Annotated in this window: 11 protein-coding genes; 1 reads left to right on the top strand and 10 read right to left on the bottom strand. The window is 68.3% G+C overall.

Annotation, left to right across the window (positions count from 1 at the left end; all coding sequences use genetic code 11):
- Window positions 1-374 precede the first annotated feature (374 nt).
- The 10 genes from QF206_RS06090 to rpoB form a co-directional block, all read right to left on the bottom strand.
- Window positions 375-671 (bottom strand): WXG100 family type VII secretion target, encoded by a 297-nt coding sequence (locus tag QF206_RS06090; protein ID WP_281488322.1) that lies wholly within the window; start codon window positions 669-671, stop codon window positions 375-377.
- 220 nt (window positions 672-891) lie between these two features.
- Window positions 892-1,725, bottom strand: coding sequence for a hypothetical protein (locus QF206_RS06085; protein ID WP_281488321.1), 834 nt, complete (start codon window positions 1,723-1,725; stop codon window positions 892-894).
- Window positions 1,726-2,084: 359 nt separating this feature from the next.
- Window positions 2,085-6,569, bottom strand: coding sequence for an FtsK/SpoIIIE domain-containing protein (locus QF206_RS06080; RefSeq protein ID WP_281488320.1), 4,485 nt, complete (start codon window positions 6,567-6,569; stop codon window positions 2,085-2,087).
- A 237-nt stretch (window positions 6,570-6,806) separates the two neighbouring features.
- Window positions 6,807-8,192 (bottom strand): ABC transporter permease, encoded by a 1,386-nt coding sequence (locus QF206_RS06075; protein ID WP_281488319.1) that lies wholly within the window; start codon window positions 8,190-8,192, stop codon window positions 6,807-6,809.
- Between the two features lie 149 nt (window positions 8,193-8,341).
- The gene (locus tag QF206_RS06070) at window positions 8,342-9,103 is read right to left on the bottom strand and encodes an ABC transporter ATP-binding protein (protein ID WP_281488318.1); all 762 of its coding nucleotides are present in this window, start codon (window positions 9,101-9,103) and stop codon (window positions 8,342-8,344) included.
- A gap of 98 nt (window positions 9,104-9,201) precedes the next feature.
- Window positions 9,202-9,873: a response regulator gene (locus tag QF206_RS06065; RefSeq protein WP_281488317.1), complete on the bottom strand. Its 672-nt coding sequence runs from the start codon at window positions 9,871-9,873 to the stop codon at window positions 9,202-9,204.
- The gene (locus tag QF206_RS06060) at window positions 9,870-11,174 is read right to left on the bottom strand and encodes a sensor histidine kinase (protein ID WP_281488316.1); all 1,305 of its coding nucleotides are present in this window, start codon (window positions 11,172-11,174) and stop codon (window positions 9,870-9,872) included. The genes QF206_RS06065 and QF206_RS06060 overlap by 4 nt, the downstream gene beginning before the upstream one ends.
- 288 nt (window positions 11,175-11,462) lie before the next feature.
- The gene (locus tag QF206_RS06055; protein ID WP_281488315.1) at window positions 11,463-11,954 is read right to left on the bottom strand and encodes a DUF6121 family protein; all 492 of its coding nucleotides are present in this window, start codon (window positions 11,952-11,954) and stop codon (window positions 11,463-11,465) included.
- Between the two features lie 300 nt (window positions 11,955-12,254).
- Window positions 12,255-16,106 (bottom strand): DNA-directed RNA polymerase subunit beta', encoded by a 3,852-nt coding sequence (rpoC, locus tag QF206_RS06050; RefSeq protein ID WP_281488595.1) that lies wholly within the window; start codon window positions 16,104-16,106, stop codon window positions 12,255-12,257.
- A 47-nt stretch (window positions 16,107-16,153) separates the two neighbouring features.
- Entirely contained in the window at window positions 16,154-19,624 is a 3,471-nt protein-coding gene (gene rpoB, locus QF206_RS06045) for a DNA-directed RNA polymerase subunit beta (protein WP_281488314.1), read from the bottom strand.
- A 237-nt stretch (window positions 19,625-19,861) separates the two neighbouring features.
- Here rpoB and QF206_RS06040 point away from each other — a divergent pair, with 237 nt between their 5' ends.
- Window positions 19,862-20,755, top strand: coding sequence for a spermidine synthase (locus tag QF206_RS06040; RefSeq protein WP_281488313.1), 894 nt, complete (start codon window positions 19,862-19,864; stop codon window positions 20,753-20,755).

Genomic DNA, 20,755 nt, shown 5'->3' with positions numbered 1-20,755 from the left:
CGGCCCGCGGATGCGATGCGCCGGTCAGCGCGGTGATCGTGAGGTGCTGCGGCCGACCGTGTCGCGCCTCGGCCCGGTGTGGGACCGGTGTCGCGGCTGGCGGAACTGCGCCTCGGCCCGGTGTGGGACCGGTGTCGCGGCTGGCGGAACTGCGCCTCTGCGCGGTGTGGGACCGGTGCCGCGTTGGCAGACGCCGCGAGCGGGTGCAGCGGCGGCGCAACGGCATCGGGATCGGCATCGGCATCGGCAACGGCAACGGCAACGGCAACTCACCGCGGCCCGCACGCGGCGACCCGCCAAGCAGACCGCATCCGCACCGCCTCGAGGCGCTGGTCCCGGCGCTGCGGCCGCGGCCGCCCGCGAAGCCCGCTGCGTCAGCCGCTGATGGCGCGGCCGAGCTCCTCGTCCACGTTCTTGAGCGCCTCTGCGGCCTTGATGAGGAACTGCGACATGCCGTCGAGGCCGCCGACCGTCTCGGTCGCGCCCTTGGTGAACTGCTCGTACGAACTCTGGAACGCGCCCGATGCGGCATCCGTCACGAATCCCGCGTTCACGAGGTTGTTGATGAGCACCTGCAGCTCGTTGAGCTTCGAGGTGAGCTCCTCCTTGCCGGTGGTGAGGCGGCCAGCGGCGTCGTTCATCTCCGAATAGGTGACATTCATGTTCGCCATATGCAAACTCCTTCGCTTCGCGGCAGGCCCCCTGACCCGGCCGATCGTCTTCCACGCTAGCGGGATCTCCCCAACCCGCCCATGGGGAGGACTCCCCATGCTGACTGGCCCCCTCAGCATCCGTCGCCCGCCTCGAACATGTCTGCGCCACTTACGGCCAAGCGCGCCACGTATACCTGGCGCGAATGTCCGCTGTTGGCGCAGACGTACGCTTTCCACCTCAGCGCGCAACTCTTGGCAGCCCCGCGGCCTCGAGTTTCGCGCAGAGTTGCTCGGGCTTCATCACATCGCGCCATCCCCAGCGCACCACGCGGAAGCCAAGGGCGCGCAGGCGATCCTCTCGGTACTTCTCATCGAGCACGACTTGCTCGACCGAGCGCCCGCCGCGATACCTCTCGTCGAGGTACTTGAGCTCCCCGTCCGCCTCTCCGACAAGGCGATGCTGTGGCCACGCGAAGTCGGGGCGGCCGATCAGCCCCGCGCCGTCGCAGAACTCGCGCTGCAAGTCGGGAAGTGGAAAGCCACATTCGATGATCACCACGCGGCTCGCCGATTCCAGCGGGCTCTCGGCACAAGTCCTCGCAAGCTCGATCATTCGCGCCACGCGGCGGTGTGCCCGCATCGGCCCGCGCCGCGCAAGCGCTTCGAGCACCTCACCAGCGGTGCAGCGAGCCTCACCACGGCCGACGAACAGAGCGCTATCGGCCATAGCGACACCGGCGGCGAGCGGCAGCACCGCTGCCATGTCGACGAGCGTTCTAGGAAGCGAGGTCAAGCGCAGCCCGTCGATCGTGGTGATGTCTAGCTCACTGATCGGCGCCACATGCTCAACTACACCGTTTCGCGAGCGTCCGCTGCGACTCCTGCTCAGAATGTGGACCTCGGTTGGCCACGTGCCGATCAGAGGGAGCCCATGGAGCGCTGCGGCCGACCAGTGGCTCATGACCACGTCGGAAGCGCGGGTGCCCGCGACCGCTCGCGCCCGGAGTTGCTGACGGTCGCCCTCCGGCATCCGTTGCCACACATCGCTGATCACATAGGCACCGCGTCGCACCCGGTGTCTCTCTCCGCGGGCGACCGATCGCGCGAGTTCTCTTGCAGTCATAGCGGGCGAAAGAAGCGTTGAATCGCGAACGAGCAAGAGCTCCGGATGCTGGGTCATCCGTACAGCGTCGCTCGCGATCGAGCGGTCGCAGGCGAGTGTCTGCCCAGGCGTAACCAGCCGTTCGGTGCGCGCGTTGTGGAGGGCGAGCGCAGCCACTGGCGGGAAGTGAACGCGCCGCGTACGGACTTCCGCGCCAGGTACACGTGGCGCAGAAGTCCTTACATGGCGCAGTCGCCGGTATGCAAGACGAGGGGCGCAGCCCCGCAGCCCGCGCGGTGCGGCGCGGCGCGGCGCGGCGCGGCGCGCGGCTACCCGGGCAGCGGGAGCTGCACGCGGCTGGCCTTGCCCTTCGCGACGAACATGCCGCGGCCGGGCGGGAACTCGGAGCGGGCGATGCGCGGCAGCGCCGTCTTCAGCAGCGCCTCGCCCTCGATGCTCTCGGGCTGCAGCAGCAGTCCACGGCGGGCGTTCTTCACCTCGCCCATGAGCGGCCACGACGAGCTCCACGCCGAGGTCTCGGCCTCGGCGATGAGCAGGTGCTCGCTACGCTTCGCGGTCTTGATCAGCTCGACGAGCGGCTGGTCTGCCGCTGACTGCAAGAAGTCGTTGATCGCCTCGACCACGACGACGATGCGGCCTTCAGTGTCGGCATCCGACATCGCCTCGGCGAGCACCTTCGCGAGTGAGGCCACCTCCTCCACAGTGGTCGCCGTACCGGTCCAGTGGTCACCGCTACCGACGACGGAGCGCGGGTTTCCGAAGTAGTACAGCCGCGTCTCCTCGTCGTGCCGGCGCAGGGCCGCCGTGAGCGTCTGCAACGCAGTTGTGCGCCCGCTCGCAGGTCCGCCCGCGACCAACAGCACTCCCTCAGGCTCGAGGGTCGCCGGCTCGAGCTCATCGTTGATGCCCACCACCGGAAGGCCGTCGATGTGCGTCGGCAGCTCGGCCTGCGCGAACTCCTTCGGCAGCGAGCCGATCGCGGCCGCCTCGGTCACGCCCGCCCGGCACATCGACTCTGCCAGTTGCTGCAGCGCGGCCGACTGCTCAGCCACACTGGCGCTGCCGCCGAGCACCGCGAGCTGGGTCTCGGTGCAGTCGATGATGGCGCGCCCGGGCGGTGACTTCGGTCCGAGCACATCGCCCGGCACGTCGAGCTGCGCGTACCCCGACTCGTCGGCGAGCCGCAGCACCACCTTGCGAGGGATGCTCGAGGCGATCGACGACGGCACTCCCGAGGCGCGGTCGGCTGTCAGCAGCACGTGGACGCCGAGGCGTCGACCGTCGGAGAGGATGTCCTTGAACACGTCGAAGTGCGCCGACCGCCCGCTGCCGATCTCCCAGCCGTCGCGGAACGACGGGAACCCGTCGATGAGCAGCAGCAGCCGCGCCTCCTCGGGCCGCCCGGCCAGCCTGCGGTACTCGGTGATGCTGCCGGCGTTGGCCTCAGCGAACAACGGGCCGCGCCGATCGAGCTCGTCCTTCAGCATCCGGAACAGGCGCACGATGCGTTCGCTGTCGTCGCCCGAGACGATCGACCCGACGTGCGGCAGCTCTTCGAGCATGCGCAGGCTGCCGGCCGCGAAATCGAGCCCGTACACCTGCACTGGTCCGCCGCGAGGGGTGATGCCCGCAGCCGCGGCGAGCGTGCGCAGCGCCGCACTCTTGCCCGAGCCGCCGGTGCCGTAGAAGGCGAGGTGGCCGTCGGCATCCGGTTCGAAGTACAGCACCCTCTGGTCTTGCACCTGCGGCATATCGGCCACGCCGAGCACGAGCTGCGAATCGGTGCGCTGCTTGAGCTTCACCAGGTCGTAGACCGGCGCCAGTTCGTCGAGCCAAGGACGGCGCGGGGCCGGGATGCCGGCGCCACCGGCCGCTGCCACGATCGAGCCGACGAGGCGCTGCTGGTCTGTCGGTCCGAGGTCGCGCAGCTCTTCGACCACGCCGCTGTCGGGTTCCGTCCAGCGCTGCTCCGACCCGAAGCGCAGCTCCGCCACCTCGATGCCCGCGCGCTCGGGCTCGCGGGTGGTCCAGCCGCCCGCGTAGGCCGATTGGAAGAGCGCGAGTCGCCCCGGCCCGGTCTTGGCGACGCCGCGGCCGGGTAGACCGGGGTCGAAGTGCGCGGCATCCTCGACGCCCACGACGTCCTGGCTGTCTGACTCGTCAGCCATGCGCAGCGCCACGCGGAGGTTGGTATTCGCGCGCAGGTTGTCACGGATGACGCCCGCGGGTCGCTGCGTGGCCATGATGAGGTGGATGCCGAGCGACCGGCCGCGCTGGGCGATGTCGACCACGCCGTCGACGAACTCGGGCACCTCCCCCACGAGCGCTGCGAACTCGTCGATCACGAGCACGAGCGCCGGCGGGCTCTCCGGGTCGCCGCGCTTCTCGAGCTCAAGCAGGTCTTTGGCCTTCTTGCGGTTGAGCAGGTGCTCGCGGTGGTGCAGCTCGGCGCGAAGGCTCGTGAGCGCGCGACGCACCAGGTGCGGGCTGAGGTCGGTGACGAGGCCGACGCAGTGCGGCAGCGAGACGCAGTCGGCGAACGCCGAGCCGCCCTTGTAGTCGACGAAGAGGAACGTGACCCGGTCGGGGCTGTACTCGGCTGCCATGCCGAGCACCCACGCCTGCAGGAACTCGCTCTTGCCGGCGCCGGTCGTACCGCCGACGAGCGCGTGAGGGCCCTGCGTGCGCAGGTCGAGGTGCATCGCGTCGACTCCGGCCGACCCCACCGTCGCGCGAAGCTTGCCGGCGCGCCTGGGCTTCAACGCGCGGCCCGGCGTGCGGTCATGAATCGACTCGTTCTGACGCCAGCGGTCGATCACGGCGTCGCTCGACTCGACGAGGTCATGGCCGAGCAGCGTCACCAGCGAGACCGAGCGCGGCAGGTCACTGGAGTCTTCGACCAGCGCCCCCGCATCGATGACCGGGGCCATGCGGCGGGCGAAGTCGAGCGCCTGCTCCGGCGACACGACCTCGGTCACGACGTCGGTGATCGTCTCGCCGAGCCGCACGAGGCCGACGGTGGCGTGCTGCCGCTCGGGCTCGATGTGCAGGTAGGTGCGGCAGACGGCGGGAAGCTCGTGCACGTCGGCGGCGAGCCAGACGGGGTAGACGCCGGCATCCGCCGCCGACTCGGCGAGCTGCACGAGCCTGGCGCGGTCGAGGTCCGCGTCGTTCGAGATGAGCACGACGACTGCGGGCACTGGGGACGGCGTGCCGGTGGATGCCGGCGAGCTCGACTGACCGACCTCGTTGCCCCGGTCGAGGGCCGCGCGCCGCTGCTCCATCGCCCCGCGGCGTTCAACCTTGTGTCCGGCGAGGCGCTGGGCGATGAGCCCTTCGATCGCGGAGAGCACGGCCGCACCGCTCGCGGCGCTGTCGGCGAGATGCGGCGTGCTGCCGAGGGGACTGTGCGCCGACGAGGTGTGCGGCATCCACTTGAGCCATGAAAGGGGTTCCGACCACCGCGGCGTGACGATGGTCGCGACTGCGAGCTCGGCGGGCGAGTGCAGCGCCGTGAGCTGCACGAGCACCGAGTTCACCGAGCCGATCGCGGTGTCAGGTTCACCCGCGACACCGAGCGCGCCGGCGTCGTAGAGGTTGTCGATGATCGGCACGCCGGGCACCCGCTTGGTGCGCTCGACGAGGGCGTCGAGCCGCTCTTGGAACTCGGGCAGCATCTCGGGGCTGTCGTGCGAGGCGATGCTGTTGCGCGACAGCATGGTGCCGATGCCCAGCCGCACGTTCAGGAACGACCAGTGCTCGGGGCGGCGCGTCCACAGCAGCGGGCTGCGGCGCACGGCAGCTTCGTATGCGTCGTAGGTCGAGGGCGATTCAGCGAGCCGCGCGGACTGCTCGACGACCGCCTCTTTCGACATGAGGCCTTCGAGGCTCTCGATGCGACTCTCGAAGCGCTCGATCATGCGCTTCTGCTTGCGCTTCTCGCGCTGCTTCTGGGTGAGGTGGTTGCCGAGCAGCATGAGCGGCGCCATGAACACGAAGAGCAGCGAGAACACGCGGCCGGTGAGCGCGAACATGCTCAACCCGAGCAGCACAGGCGCGATGAGCGCCAGGTAGGGGAACGGCTGCTCCTCGGGCTCGGTGGGCACATCGGGGGCGGCGAACTCGCGGCCCCGGTAGCGCTGCTCCACCTTGGGCGATCGGTTGAAGAAGACCGGACCGGCCTTGGTCGCGGCGGCGGCCGAGACGTGCTGGAGCACCGTGATGAGCACGCGGGTGTCGCCGAGCAGCAGCGTCTCTTCGCGCTCGACCCGCAAGCGGGTGACGATGCCGCCATCGACGACGACCCCGTTCGCGGACCCGAGGTCGACCACGCCGACCGCGTCGCCCACCTCGAGCCGCAGGTGGCGCTTCGAGACCAGCTTGTCGTCGAGCACGATGTCGCAGTCGGCGTCACGGCCGAGCGTCCAGCTGCCCGATGCGAGCGGAACTGTTCGCCCGGCGTCGGGGCCGTCGAGGATCTGCAGCGTCGCGACTGCCGGGCCCCGGCGGCTCTCGGCGGCCTCGAAGTGGTGGCCCGCGCGTGTGAGGGTCACGGTGGCGCCCGAACCGATCCAGGCTTCTCCGACCGGAGCGTCGGCCGGCAGCAGCATCGGCTCGGCGAGACCCGGGATGGTGGCACGCAGCGTCAGGTCGGTGTGCTCGAGCGGGGTGGCGAGCGGGTCGACCCGGTTGATGGTCTGCGCCACCTCGTTGATGGTGGCCCCGGCATCCGTGGTCACCACGATGTCGCTCGACGAGCCGGACGGGCGCGACAGGGTCAGCTTCAGACGCACCGTTCTACCCTACTGAGCGGGGTGCGATGCGGATGCCGGAGACCGGCCTGCGCTCACCGTGGCGCACGCCGAGATGACACAAAGCGCGATCGGCAAGCGCTTGACGCGTGCACATTGTGTCATCTCGACGAGCGAGCTGCGGATGCCGGCGAAGGGCGCACACCGGCGGATGCCGGGCGGCGGGGAGCGGGCGGAGTGATGGCGGATCCGGGGCGGGTCCGGATGCCGGGGCGCGCATCAATCCGCGGCGAGCGCCTCGATGGGTGACACGCGCGTCGCCCGGCGACTGGGCGCCCATGACGCGACCACGGTGAGCACCGCGCTGGCAAGCACCACCGCAGCGATCACGATCCACGGCACACCGGGCATCACGATGCCGGGACTTCCGTTGACCGACCCCATCATCGATTGCGCGCCGATCCACCCGTACACTCCGCCGAGCAGCAGACCGATAACCAGCGCCGCCGCGACGAGCTGGGCGCTCTCGGCGAGGATCATGGCGCGGATCTGCCGCGCCGAGAACCCCAGCGCGCGAAGCAGCCCCAGCTCGCGAGTGCGCTGCAGCACGCTCAGCGAGAGGGTGTTCACCAAACCCACCGCTGCGATCAGCGCACTGAAGCCGATGAGCAGCGAGACCACGCCTACGACCATCGCGAGCACCTCGGAGATGCCCTGGTAGAGCTCGGGCTCCGCTTCCATCGCCGCGCGAGTCATCTGCTCGAAGCTCGCCACCGCGACGCCGAAGGTCGTGACGAGGGTCACGCCGATGACGAGTCCCACGGTGGACCGAGCGCTGCGCTGCGGGTAGCGCAGCGCGTTGCCTGCCGCGAGTGATGCTGCAGGGCGGGAGCCCAGGAGACGGCCCATTAGACGCAGCACGGGCGGGATCACCGCATCCGCTGCGAGTACGACACCGGTGAACGAGATGATGCCGCCGAACAGGCCCACCAGCACCGCGAGCGGCGTGAGCAATCCGAGCAGGAGCGCACCCGCGAGCAGCACACCGCCGATCACGACCAGCGTGACCGCGGCGGCGTTGCGGCCCCGCCTGCCCGTGACCTCCTCGTGCCGAAGCTCGGTTGCGTTCGAGAGCGCCTGCAGCGGCGTGACGGTGAGCACGCGTCGGCACCCGATCCACGAGGCCAGCCATGTCGTGAGCAGCACTCCCACGATGGGCACGGCGAGCACCGGCCGTGCATAGGAGAAGCCGACATCGGGCAGGAATCCGGTGGCCACGGCGGTGCGGTCGAGCGCGACGGCGATCGCGGTGCCCGCCACCGCGCCCGTCAGAGAACCGATCACGCCGACTGCGAGCCCCTCGCGCGCGATGGTGTTGCGTTGAGCGCTCGCGGTCGAGCCCAGCAGACGCAGCAGGGCGATGGACCGCACCCGTCCGGCGACGATGGTCGCGAACGTGTTCGAGGTGACGACCGCTCCGACGTAGGCGGCGATCACGATGAACACGAAGGCGAGTAATTGCAGCATGAACGCGACAGTGCCGCTCTCGCCGGCGACGTCGTCGGCCGCGACCACTGCAGACAGCAGCCCGGTGATCTGCAGCAGGCCCACTCCGAAGGCTGAGGCGATGGCGGCAACAAGGATGCTGGCGCCGTGGCCGTGCATCGCCGAGGCTCGCGGTGCCCTCCGCGGCCGGCGAACTTCGGGACCGCGGGGCCGGTCGTGCTCAACACGCGCACGGCTCACACGGCGACCCCCCACGCGGTCGCCGCGCTCACCGATCTCATCGTGGAGAGCGAAGGCGCTGCGCCCGCTCATGCCGGAACCTCCATCGAGAGCATGAACTCGCTGATCTGCTGCGCCGGCATCCGCTCCCGATCGGCCACGAGCCGGCCATCGGCGAGAAAGAGCACCCGGTCGGCATAGGCGGCGGCGATCGGATCGTGGGTGACCATGGCGATGCTCTGGCCGTACCGCCGACTGGCGTGCTGCAGCAACTCGAGCACCTCACGGCCCGTACGCGAGTCGAGGTTGCCGGTGGGCTCGTCGGCGAAGAGCAGCGCCGGGCGGGTTGAGAGCGCGCGGGCGATTGCGACGCGCTGCTGCTGCCCGCCGGAGAGCTCGTGGGGGCGGTGCGCGAGGCGGTCGGCGAGGCCGAGCGTCCGCTCGAGCTCGGCGATCCAGGCGGCCTCGGCATCCGTCGGCCTGCGCCCGTCCAGTTCGAACGGGAGCCGGATATTCGCCCGCACGTCGAGGGTCGGCACGAGGTTGAACGCCTGGAACACGAAGCCGACGCGGCGGCGGCGCAGCAGGGTGAGCTGCGAGTCGCTCATGTCAGTGATCTCATCGTCGCCCAGCCAGCTGCGGCCGTCGGTCGCGGAATCGAGGCCGGCCATGATGTGCATGAGCGTCGACTTGCCCGAACCGCTCGGCCCCATGATCGCGGTGAACTCCGCCGCCCGGATGCCGAGGCTGATGTCGCGGAGGGCGTGGACTCGGTTCGGATCGCTGCCGTAGCTCTTGCTGAGATGCTGCACCCGGGCGACGAGGCCGAGGTCCGTCGTGGTGATTTCCATGCTTCGACGCTACGAAGCGGCTTCGGGCGGCGTCGTCATGCTGCGGTAGCGATCGCATCATCCTCGAGGATGATTCGCGCTCGGGCGCCGGTGCGCGGTCAGACGACCAAGCGGTGCTCGTAGGCGAAGACCACCAATTGCACCCGATCACGCAGCGCGAGCTTCGCCAGCACTCGACTGATGTGCGTCTTCACGGTGGCTTCGCTCAGGAACTCGCGCTCTGCGATCTCGGCGTTGCTCAGCCCCCGCGCGGCGAGCAGGAAGATGTCGCGCTCGCGCGAGGTCAGCGTCGAGAACGTTTTCGGCGGCGCCGGAGCGGTCGCCCGCGAATCGAAATGACGGAGGAGCTCACGGGTGGCGCCGGGCGCGACCACCGCAGCGCCCGCGTGCACGGTACGGATCGCCGCGAGCAGGAACTCCGGAGCGGCATCCTTCAACAGGAAGCCGCTCGCTCCACCACGAATGGCGCGCGTGGCCGCCTCGTCGAGGTCGAACGTCGTGAGCACGATGACCCTCGGCAACTCGCTGCCCCGCGCGCTGGCCGCCGCGACGATGCGCTCGGTCGCTTCGATGCCGTCCATGACCGGCATCCGGATGTCCATCAGCACCACATCGGGACGCGCCCGCTCGACAAGGTCGACCGCCTCGCGCCCGTCGGAGGCTTCGCCAACGAACTCGAGGTCGGGTTGCGAGTCGATGAGCATGCGGATGCCGGCTCGGAACAGCGCCTGGTCGTCGACCAGCACGACTCGGATCGGTGCACGGGTCATGCGGCACCGCCTGGGACGTGTTGCGTGGCGCCGAACGGGAGCCAGGCGCGCACGACGAAGCGCTCGCGCTCCGGCTCGGCGGTGAGGCTGCCGCCGACGAGCGCCATGCGCTCGGTCATGCCGGGGATGCCGTGACCTCGGTGGATCGCGAGGCTGTGCGAAGGGTAGGACTCTCGGCTCTCGCGAGCATCGCGACCGTCCCGAGCATCGCGACCGTCCCTGCCGCTGTGAGCGCGAAGCGAACTGGCGATCGTGATGGTGAGCCCGTGCGTCGCCCAGTCGAAGCGCAGCAATACCGGCTGGCCGGTGTCGGCATGACGCAGGGCGTTGGTGAGCGACTCCTGGACCACGCGATACACGGCGAGCTGCTGCACGATCGTCAGCGTTCCCGGCGCACCCGTCACCTGACGTTCGACCGCGAGTCCTGCGGCCTCCACCTGCGCGAGCAGTCGGTCGAGGTCGCCGAGTCCGGGCTGAGGGCCTTCGGCCTGGCGGTGCCGCAGCTGCTCGAGCAGCACGCGCACATCGGCCAGCGCCTCTCGCGACGTTGACGCGATGGTGGCGAGCGCGGTGTCGACGGCAGCGGGGTCGGATCGACCGACATAGCGTGCTCCATCGGCCTGCGCGACGACCACAGCGAGCGAATGAGCGACGATGTCGTGCATATCGCGCGCAATCCGCGTCCGCTCCTGCTCGATGGTCATCTCGCGCGCTGCAAGCTCGGCCTCGACGCGGTTCTGGCGGGCACGGCGCCATGTGCTCGCGAGGATGCCGAGCGTCCACGAGAGCAGGAACAGCGTCAGCGATCCGCCGAAGAGCAGCAGCGCCGGCACCACCGCGGAAGCGATTCCCGCCGCGCTGCCCAACTGCTCGGAGAGCGTCGCCACCGCCTGCGGCAGCGCGAGATGCACCGTGACGATGGCGGCTCCGACGAAGGCGGATGCGAAGCCCATCCACCGGGTCACTGTCGTGCCGTACGCGGCCGTCGAGTAGAGCACCACGAGCACCGCGATGTTCGCCGGATGGGGGCCCATGCCCGCGAGCACCTGGGCCAGACAGACGAACCAGGCGGCCAGCAGCGCGATCAGCGGGTTCAGCCGACGCACAGTGGCCGCCGACGCCATGCCGAGCAGCACCAGCACAGAGCCAACGCCGCCGAACCCGGCGATCGGCGCCGCCAGGAGCGCAAGTGATGCAGGAACGACGATGTCGACCACGAGCTGGGCGGTCGTGAGCCGTCGCGACGCGAACACCGACGATGGGTGTTCGGCCACGGCATCCGAAGCGGCTGAGAGGCTCACCCTCTCACGCTACGGCCCGCGCGACCCCTGGAACGTCGTTCGGCCCGCGGCGAGTGCCGACTCAGCGCGAAATCATCCTGCAGATGTAGACGCAGGCGCCACGCGCGAGCGCCGAGATGTCAGGTTCTGCATTCGTCAAGCGCTTTGAGTGCGCGAAAAGTGTCATCTCGACGGTGTACTCACGGCGTTCGCCCCACCGGAGGCGGTGAGGCCGCTCGGAGGGCGTCAGTGCGCCGGTTGCGGCAGGGCGGTGATTGGAGCGGATGCCGCGGGGTGCAGCGAGGCAGCTCACACGTCGTCGGGGTTCTCCCACGGCCAGCGCGGTCGGCCGGTGCGGTCGATGCGCAGCGTGAGCACCCACTGGTAGAGCACCGTGATGACGAACGCGCTGAGGCCCACAGTAATCGCGTAGGGGCTGATCAGCGTCGCGCCGACGAAGAGCACGAACGCCAGGGGCTCCCCTGTGCCCGTGGCGGTGAGCAGACCGCCGACGAGCACGTACACCGCGATCGCGGCGATACCCATCGCGAACGCGAACGGCACGGAGAGCCGCTGCTGGTCAGCGGGCGTGTTCATGCCGTTGATCATCAGGAAGACCAGAAGCACCACGGCTGAGAGCCCCACCATGAGCGGTCCCACGATGCGGCCGACATCGGGATCGCTGATCGGGTCGGTTCCCGAGTACAGGCTGATCAGCCCGAACGCGGCCACCACGATCGCCACGTGCAGCACGACCGCGAAGACCGCGAGAAACCCGGCGTACCGACGGTAGGGGTCCATGCCTCGAGCCTACGCCGAGCCCGCGAGCGCGAAGACCGGGCGCAACGTCGCAGCCGCAGCGCGACGGCAGGGACGCGTCGGGGCGCACTCCCGAGTTCCGAGACCGAGGCCGGAACGAACGAGGGCGCACGAGGGCGCCGAGGGCGCCGCCGTGACCACGCGGCGACGCGGCAACGGGGCGACGCTTCGCGCAGACGCGAAGAGGCCCCCGGCGTGGTGCCGGGGGCCTCTCGCTGAGTGCGACGACTCAATCGATCGAGCGGGGTCAAGCGGATCGACCCGCTCGATCGACGGATGCCGCTACTGCACGTTGTCGCTCGGGAACTCCTCCGACGTGAAGCTGTCGAAGTCGACGAAGCTGAGGTCCGCGTCGCTGAAGCCGCCGTCGTCCGCGAAGATGCGGTTCGGGTAGCGCTCGGCGCGGGCTTCCTCGGTCGGCTCGACCGTCACGTTGCGGTAACGCGACAGGCCGGTGCCGGCCGGGATCAGCTTTCCGATGATCACGTTCTCCTTGAGGCCGAGCAGCGGGTCGCGCTTTCCTTCCATGGCCGCCTGGGTGAGCACCCGGGTGGTCTCCTGGAACGACGCGGCCGACAGCCACGACTCGGTCGCGAGCGACGCCTTGGTGATACCCATGACCTCGGCGCGTGCCGACGCGGTCTTCTTGCCCTCGACGAGCGCAGCCCGGTTGAGGGTGTTGTACCGCGAGCGGTCGACCAGCTCGCCGGGCAGCAGCTCGGTCTCGCCGTGATCGATCACGGTGACCTTGCGCAGCATCTGGCGAACGATGACCTCGATGTGCTTGTCGTGGATCGGCACGCCCTGCGAGCGGTACACGCCCTGCACACCCTCGACCAGGTGCTGCTGCACGGCACGCTCACCGCGGACGCGCAGCACCTCCTTCGGGTCGAGGTTGCCGACGTGCAGCTGCTGCCCGAGCTCGACATGCTGGCCGTCTTCGACGAGCAGCGTGGCGCGCTTCAGCACCGGGTAGATCACAGGCTCATCGCCGTTGTCGGGCGTGAGGATCAGGCGGCGCTGACGCTCGGTGTCCTCGATCGTGATGCGGCCGGCGGCCTCGGCGATCGGGGAGGCACCCTTCGGGGTGCGCGCCTCGAACAGCTCGGTGACACGCGGCAGACCCTGGGTGATGTCGTCGGCGGATGCCGAACCACCCGTGTGGAACGTACGCATCGTCAGCTGCGTGCCGGGCTCACCGATCGACTGCGCGGCGATGATGCCGACGGCCTCACCGATGTCGACCAGCTGACCGGTCGCGAGCGAACGCCCGTAGCAGGCGGCGCAGACGCCGACAGCCGACTCGCAGGTGAGGACCGAGCGCACCTTGATGCTGCGCACGTCGGCGGCGACCAGCGTCTCGATGAGCACGTCACCGACGTCGGCACCGGCATCCGCGATCACTTCACCGGCCTCGTTCACCGCGGGAGCGGCGAGCGAGCGGGCGTACACCGAGTTCTCGACGTTCGGGTCGCGCGTCCAGGCACCGGTGTGGTCCTGCACGGCGATCGGCAAGTCGAGGCCCTTGCTGGTGCCGCAGTCGTCCTCGCGGATGATGACATCCTGCGAGACGTCCACGAGACGACGGGTCAGGTAGCCCGAGTCGGCGGTACGAAGCGCCGTGTCGGCCAGACCCTTACGCGCACCGTGCGTGGCGATGAAGTACTCCGCCACCGACAGGCCCTCGCGGTACGAGTTGATGATCGGGCGCGGGATGATCTCACCCTTGGGGTTGTTCACCAGACCGCGCATACCGGCGATGTTGCGCACCTGCAGCCAGTTACCACGAGCGCCCGAGGTCACCATGCGGTTGATGGTGTTGTCTTCGGGGAAGTGCTCACGCATGGCCGCCGCGACCTCGTCGGTCGCCTTGGTCCAGATCTGGATGAGCTCCTGGCGGCGCTCGAGGTCGGTCGTCAGACCCTTCTCGAACTGGTCCTGGATCTTCTGCGCCTGCTGCTCGTACTTGGCCACGATCTCGGCCTTGTTCGGAGGCGTGATGACGTCACTGAGGGCGACGGTCACACCCGAGCGAGTGGCCCAGTAGAAGCCGGCGTCCTTGATCGCGTCGAGCGTCGCGGCGACGGTCACCTTGGGGTACCGCTCTGCGAGGTCGTTGACGATCTGCGAGAGGCGGCCCTTGTCGGCCACAGCCTCAACCCACGGGTAGTCAGCGGGCAGCATCTCGTTGAACAGGGCGCGACCGAGGGTCGTCTCCTTGAGCACGCGCTCGCCGCCGACCTTCTCGCCCGACATGCGGATCTTCACGAGGGCGTTCAGGTCGAGAGTGCCCTGGTCCTTCGCGAGGATCGCCTCGGCGACCGAGGAGAACGCGCGGCCTTCGCCGGTAGCGCCCGCCGCGACCGAGGTCAGGTGGTGCAGGCCGATGATCATGTCCTGCGAGGGCAGGGTCACCGGGCGGCCGTCGGACGGCTTCAGGATGTTGTTCGAGGCGAGCATCAGGATGCGGGCCTCGGCCTGAGCCTCGACCGAGAGCGGCAGGTGCACCGCCATCTGGTCGCCGTCGAAGTCGGCGTTGAACGCAGCACACACGAGCGGGTGGAGCTGGATCGCCTTACCCTCGACGAGCTGCGGCTCGAACGCCTGGATGCCGAGACGGTGCAGCGTGGGCGCACGGTTCAGCAGCACGGGGCGCTCGCGGATGATCTCCTCGAGCACGTCCCACACCTGCGGACGCGAACGCTCCACCATGCGCTTGGCGCTCTTGATGTTCTGCGAATGGCCCAGGTCGATCAGTCGCTTGATGACGAACGGCTTGAACAGCTCGAGCGCCATCTGCTTGGGCAGACCGCACTGGTGCAGCTGCAGCTGGGGGCCCACGATGATGACCGAACGGCCCGAGTAGTCCACGCGCTTACCGAGCAGGTTCTGACGGAACCGGCCCTGCTTGCCCTTCAGCATGTCGCTGAGGCTCTTGAGCGCACGGTTGCCGGTGCCGGTCACGGGGCGACCACGGCGGCCGTTGTCGAACAGCGCGTCGACGGCCTCCTGCAGCATCCGCTTCTCGTTGTTGACGATGATCTCGGGAGCGCCGAGGTCGAGCAGACGACGCAGACGGTTGTTGCGGTTGATCACACGGCGGTACAGGTCGTTCAGGTCACTCGTCGCGAAGCGACCACCGTCGAGCTGCACCATCGGGCGCAGCTCCGGCGGGATCACCGGAACGACGTCGAGCACCATCGCCGCCGGCGAGTTGCCGGTCTGCAGGAACGAGTTGACGACGCGCAGACGCTTGATCGCGCGGATCTTCTTCTGGCCCTTGCCGTTGGCGATCTGGTCGTGCAGATCTTCTGCCTCGGCCTGCAGGTCGAAGCTCTGGAGGCGACGCTGGATCGCCTCCGCGCCCATGTACGACTCGAAGTACTGGCCGTAGCGGTCCTGCAGCTCCTGGAAGACGCTGTCCTCAGGCTTGAGGTCTCCGACCTTCAGGTTGCGGAAGTCGTCCCAGACGCGCTCGAGCTGGTTGATCTGCTCGTCGTAGCCCTTGCGGAGCTGCGCCATCTCCTTCTCGGCGGCGTCCTTGGTCTTGCGCTTCTGGTCGGCCTTCGCGCCTTCCTCTTCCAGCGCGGCGAGGTCGTCCTCGAGCGTCTTCATGCGCTCGGCGATGCGAGCGTCACGCTGGCTCTCGAGCGTCTTCAGCTCGAGACGCAGCTCGTTCTCGAGGTCGGGCAGGTCTTCGTGGCGCCCCTCCTCGTCGACCGAGATGACCATGTACGCGGCGAAGTAGATGACCTTCTCGAGGTCCTTCGGCGCCATGTCGAGCAGGTAGCCGAGGCGGCTCGGCACACCCTTGAAGTACCAGATGTGCGTGACCGGAGCAGCCAGCTCGATGTGGCCCATGCGCTCGCGGCGCACCGAGCTCTTGGTGACCTCGACGCCGCAACGCTCGCACACGATGCCCTTGAAGCGCACCCGCTTGTACTTGCCGCAGGCGCACTCCCAGTCGCGGCTGGGGCCGAAGATCTGCTCGCCGAAGAGGCCGTCCTTCTCGGGCTTCAGCGTGCGGTAGTTGATGGTCTCAGGCTTCTTTACCTCGCCGTAGGACCACTTGCGGATGTCGTCGGCCGTCGCGAGGCCGATCCGCAGCTCGTCAAATGAGGTTGCGTCGAGCAATGTTCTCTCTCTCATGAAAAACGTCGAACGTGTCCAGTGGTCCCGGCTCAGATCTCGTCGACCGACGAGGACTCGAAGCGGGCGGAGATGTTGATGCCGAGTTCCTCAGCGGCGCGGAAGACCTCGTCATCCGTGTCCTTGAGGCTCAGCGTGGTGCCGTCGGCCGAGAGGACCTCGACGTTCAGGCAGAGCGACTGCATCTCCTTCATGAGCACCTTGAAGCTCTCGGGAATACCGGGCTCCTGGATGTTCTCGCCCTTGACGATCGCCTCGTAGACCTTGACTCGGCCGAGGATGTCGTCGGACTTGATGGTGAGGAGCTCCTGGAGGGCGTATGCCGCGCCGTATGCCTCGAGCGCCCACACCTCCATCTCACCGAAGCGCTGACCACCGAACTGCGCCTTACCACCGAGCGGCTGCTGGGTGATCATCGAGTACGGACCGGTCGAGCGCGCGTGGATCTTGTCGTCGACCAGGTGGTGCAGCTTGAGGATGTACATGTAGCCGACCGAGATGGGGTCGGGGTACGGCTCACCCGAGCGACCGTCGAACAGGCGTGCCTTGCCGGTCTGGTCGATGAGACGCTGGCCATCGCGGGTCGGCAGAGTCGAGTCGAGCAGACCCGTGATCTCGGCCTGCGAGGCGCCGTCGAACACGGGCGTCGCAACCTTCGTGCCGGGCGCGACCTCGCGGGCACCCTCGGGCAGGCTCGCGGCCCACTCAGGGTTGCCCTCGATCTCCCAGCCCTGCTTGGCCGCCCACCCGAGGTGGATCTCGAGCACCTGGCCGAAGTTCATGCGGCCAGGAACGCCGAGCGGGTTGAGGATGACGTCGACCGGCGTGCCGTCTTCGAGGAAGGGCATGTCTTCGACGGGGAGGATCTTCGCGATGACGCCCTTGTTGCCGTGGCGGCCCGCGAGCTTGTCACCGGCGGTGATCTTGCGCTTCTGCGCGATGTAGACGACCACGCGCTGGTTCACGCCCGAGCCGAGCTCGTCATCGTTGTCAGCGGAGAACTCCTTGACCGCGATGACGGTTCCCTCTTCACCGTGGGGCACCTTGAGCGAGGTGTCGCGCACCTCACGGCTCTTCTCGTTGAAGATCGCGCGGAGCAGGCGCTCCTCGGCGCTCAGCTCGGTCTCGCCCTTCGGGGTCACCTTGCCGACGAGGATGTCGCCGGGGCGGACCTCGGCGCCGATGCGGATGATGCCGCGCTCGTCGAGGTTGCTCAGGAGGTCGAGCGACACGTTGGGCAGGTCGCGAGTGATCTCCTCCTTGCCGAGCTTGGTGTCACGGGCATCCACCTCGTACTCCTCGATGTGGATCGAGGAGAGGGTGTCGTCCTTCACCAGGTTCTGGCTGAGGATGATCGCGTCTTCGAAGTTGTGACCCTCCCACGGCATGAATGCCACGAGCAGGTTCTTGCCGAGTGCGAGCTCGCCGTTCTCGGTCGCGGGGCCGTCGGCGATGACCTCGCCGGCTTCCACGCGGTCACCGGCGTTGACCACCACGCGGTGGTTGTAGCTCGTGCCCTGGTTCGAACGGTCGAACTTGCGCAGGTAGTAGTACTGCACGCCGCCCTCGTCGAGCTGCACGCTGACCACGTCGGCCGAGACCTCGGCCACCACACCCGGCTTCTCGGCGGTGATGACGTCGCCCGCGTCGATCGCGGCGAAGCCCTCCATGCCGGTGCCGACGATGGGGCTCTCGCTGCGCAGCAGCGGAACCGCCTGACGCTGCATGTTGGCGCCCATGAGCGCACGGTTCGCGTCGTCGTGCTCGAGGAAGGGGATGAGCGAGGTGGCGACCGACACCATCTGGCGCGGTGACACGTCGATGTACTCGACGCGGTCGGCGTCGACGAACACGACCTCGGAGCCCTTCGGGCGGGCGAGGACCTTCGACTCGGCGAAGGTGCCGTCGGCGTTCACCGGGGTGTTCGCCTGCGCGATGAGGTACTCGTCCTCTTCGCTCGCGGTGAGGTAGTCGATCTGGTCGGTGACCTTGCCGTTCTCGACCTTGCGGTACGGGGTCTCGATGAACCCGAACGAGTTGATGCGCGCGAAGGTCGCGAGCGAGCCGATCAGGCCGATGTTCGGGCCTTCAGGCGTCTCGATCGGGCACATGCGGCCGTAGTGCGAGGGGTGCACGTCGCGCACCTCGACGCCGGCGCGCTCACGGCTCAGACCACCCGGGCCGAGCGCCGAGAGACGGCGCTTGTGGGTGAGGCCCGCGAGGGGGTTGTTCTGGTCCATGAACTGCGAGAGCTGCGAGGTTCCGAAGAACTCCTTGATCGCGGCAACCACGGGGCGCACGTTGATCAGGGTCTGCGGCGTGATCGCCTCGATGTCCTGCGTGGTCATGCGCTCGCGCACGACGCGCTCCATGCGGCTGAGGCCGGTGCGCACCTGGTTCTGGATCAGCTCGCCCACCGCGCGGATGCGGCGGTTGCCGAAGTGGTCGATGTCGTCGACGTCAGGGGTGATCTCGACCTTCTTGCCGCCGCGAACGCCGGTGATGGTCTGGTTGTCGTGCAGAGCGACGAGGTACTTGATCGTCGCGACGATGTCGGAGACGGTGAGCACCGAGTCGCTGATCGGCGCGTCGAGGCCGAGCTTCTGGTTGATCTTGTAGCGACCGACCTTCGCGAGGTCGTAGCGCTTCGGGTTGAAGTAGAAGTTGTCGAGGAGCGCACGCGCCGCCTCGGCCGCCACCTGCTCGCCCGGGCGCAGCTTGCGGTAGATGTCCTTGAGCGCGTCTTCCTTGGTGAGGATGGTGTCCTTCTCAAGGGTCAGCTCGATCGAGGGGAAGCCCTTGAACTCGTCGCGGATCTCCTCAGTGGTGAGACCGAGGGCCTTGAGGAACACCGTGACCGACTGCTTGCGCTTGCGGTCGATTCGCACGCCCACCTGGTCGCGCTTGTCGATCTCGAACTCGAGCCAAGCGCCGCGGCTCGGGATGATGCGCGCCGAGAAGATGTCCTTGTCGGACGTCTTCTCCTGCGTGCGCTCGAAGTACACGCCCGGGCTGCGGACGAGCTGCGACACGACGACGCGCTCGGTGCCGTTGACGATGAAGGTGCCCTTTTCGGTCATGAGCGGGAAGTCGCCCATGAAGACCGTCTGGGTCTTGATCTCACCGGTCTGGTGGTTCATGAACTCGGCGTTCACGTAGAGAGGCGCAGCGTAGGTCTTGCCGCGCTCCTTGCACTCGTCGATCGAGTACTTCGGCTCTTCGAGCTCGGGGTTCGCGAACGAGAGCTGCATCGTCTCGGCGAGGTCTTCGATCGGGCTGATCTCTTCGAAGATCTCCTCGAGCCCGGACTGCTGCCCGGCGTCGCCGACGCGGGCGCGCCAGGCGTCGTCGCCGATGAGCCATTCGAAGCTCTCGGTCTGCAGAGCGAGCAGGTCAGGAACCGCCAGCGTGTCGGAGTATTTGGCGAACGAGAGCCGTGATGCGGATCGGCCGTTCTTGAAGGACTTGGACTTATCAGGTGATGCGTTGCGCGCAGCAGCCAAGGGAAATAACCTCCGGAGGCCCAATGGGCCGTGGCATGTCGGAAAGGAGAATGCTCATCTCAGATCCACCCCGCCGCTATACTCGGGGTGCGCTGCCATCCGCAATATGACGGCATGAACGATCATGGAGCGCAAACAACTACTATAGGTCGGCTCGGCTCGCCGTGTCCACTTCGTTCTTGACCTTGCTGCGTTCCTGGGGTATTTAGGGGCTCACGCTCAGGAAAGAATAGGACCGTGCCCGCCACAACTCTCAAGCTGAGCGGCCTCAGAGCCGAGATCGCGCCGGACCGCTGGGTACCCGGCGCGTACCAGCTGGTGGTCGACGGCACCCCGCAGTCCCACGTCAATCTCGACGACCCGACGCAGCTGTTCTTCGAGTATGTGCAGCGCATCGGCCATGTCATCGACCAATTGCCGCCCGGACCGATCACCGCCGTCCACCTGGGCGCGGGCGCTCTGACGCTCCCCCGGTACGTCGACGCGACCCGGCCGGGCTCACGACAGCAGGTTATCGAGCTCGAACCCGATCTCATCGACTTCGTGCGCGAGACGCTGCCCCTGCCGCGAGGCGCGTCGATCCGGATGCGCTACGGCGACGCGCGGGAGGTGCTCGGCAAGCTGCCGCAGGGGCTGCGTCAGAGTGCCGATCTCGTCGTCGTCGACGTGTTCAGCGGGTCGCGCATTCCCCCGCATGTCACGAGTGTCGAGTTCTACCGGCTCGTCTCCGAACTGCTCACGCCCGACGGCATCGTCGTCGTGAACATCGCCGACGGTCCCGGGCTCGCCTTCGCACGCGGCCAGGCGGCGACCATGGCGGCGGTGTTCGCCGAGGTGGCGGTGCTCGCAGAACCACAGATCTTGAAGGGGCGCCGGTTCGGCAATGTGGTGCTCGCGGCATCCCGTTCGGAACTGCCCGTCGAGTGGATGCCGAGGCTCCTCGCAGGCGGGCCGCACCCCGCGAAGCTCGTGATCGGCAAGGAACTGCGCCACTGGATCGCGGGCGCGCGAATCGTGACCGACGCCACGGCGGTGGCCTCCCCTTCCCCCGCCACCTCGCTGTTCGGCCAGAAGCGGCCAAGCGACAAGCGGTCCGACGAGAAACGGCCCGGCGAGAATCCCGAGGACTGA

The sequence above is a fragment of the Ruicaihuangia caeni genome (genome assembly GCF_029952955.1).
In the GTDB taxonomy this organism is placed as follows: domain Bacteria; phylum Actinomycetota; class Actinomycetes; order Actinomycetales; family Microbacteriaceae; genus Ruicaihuangia; species Ruicaihuangia caeni.
Note: the sequence above shows the minus strand (reverse complement) of the source record. Positions and strands in the feature narration are given on the sequence as shown.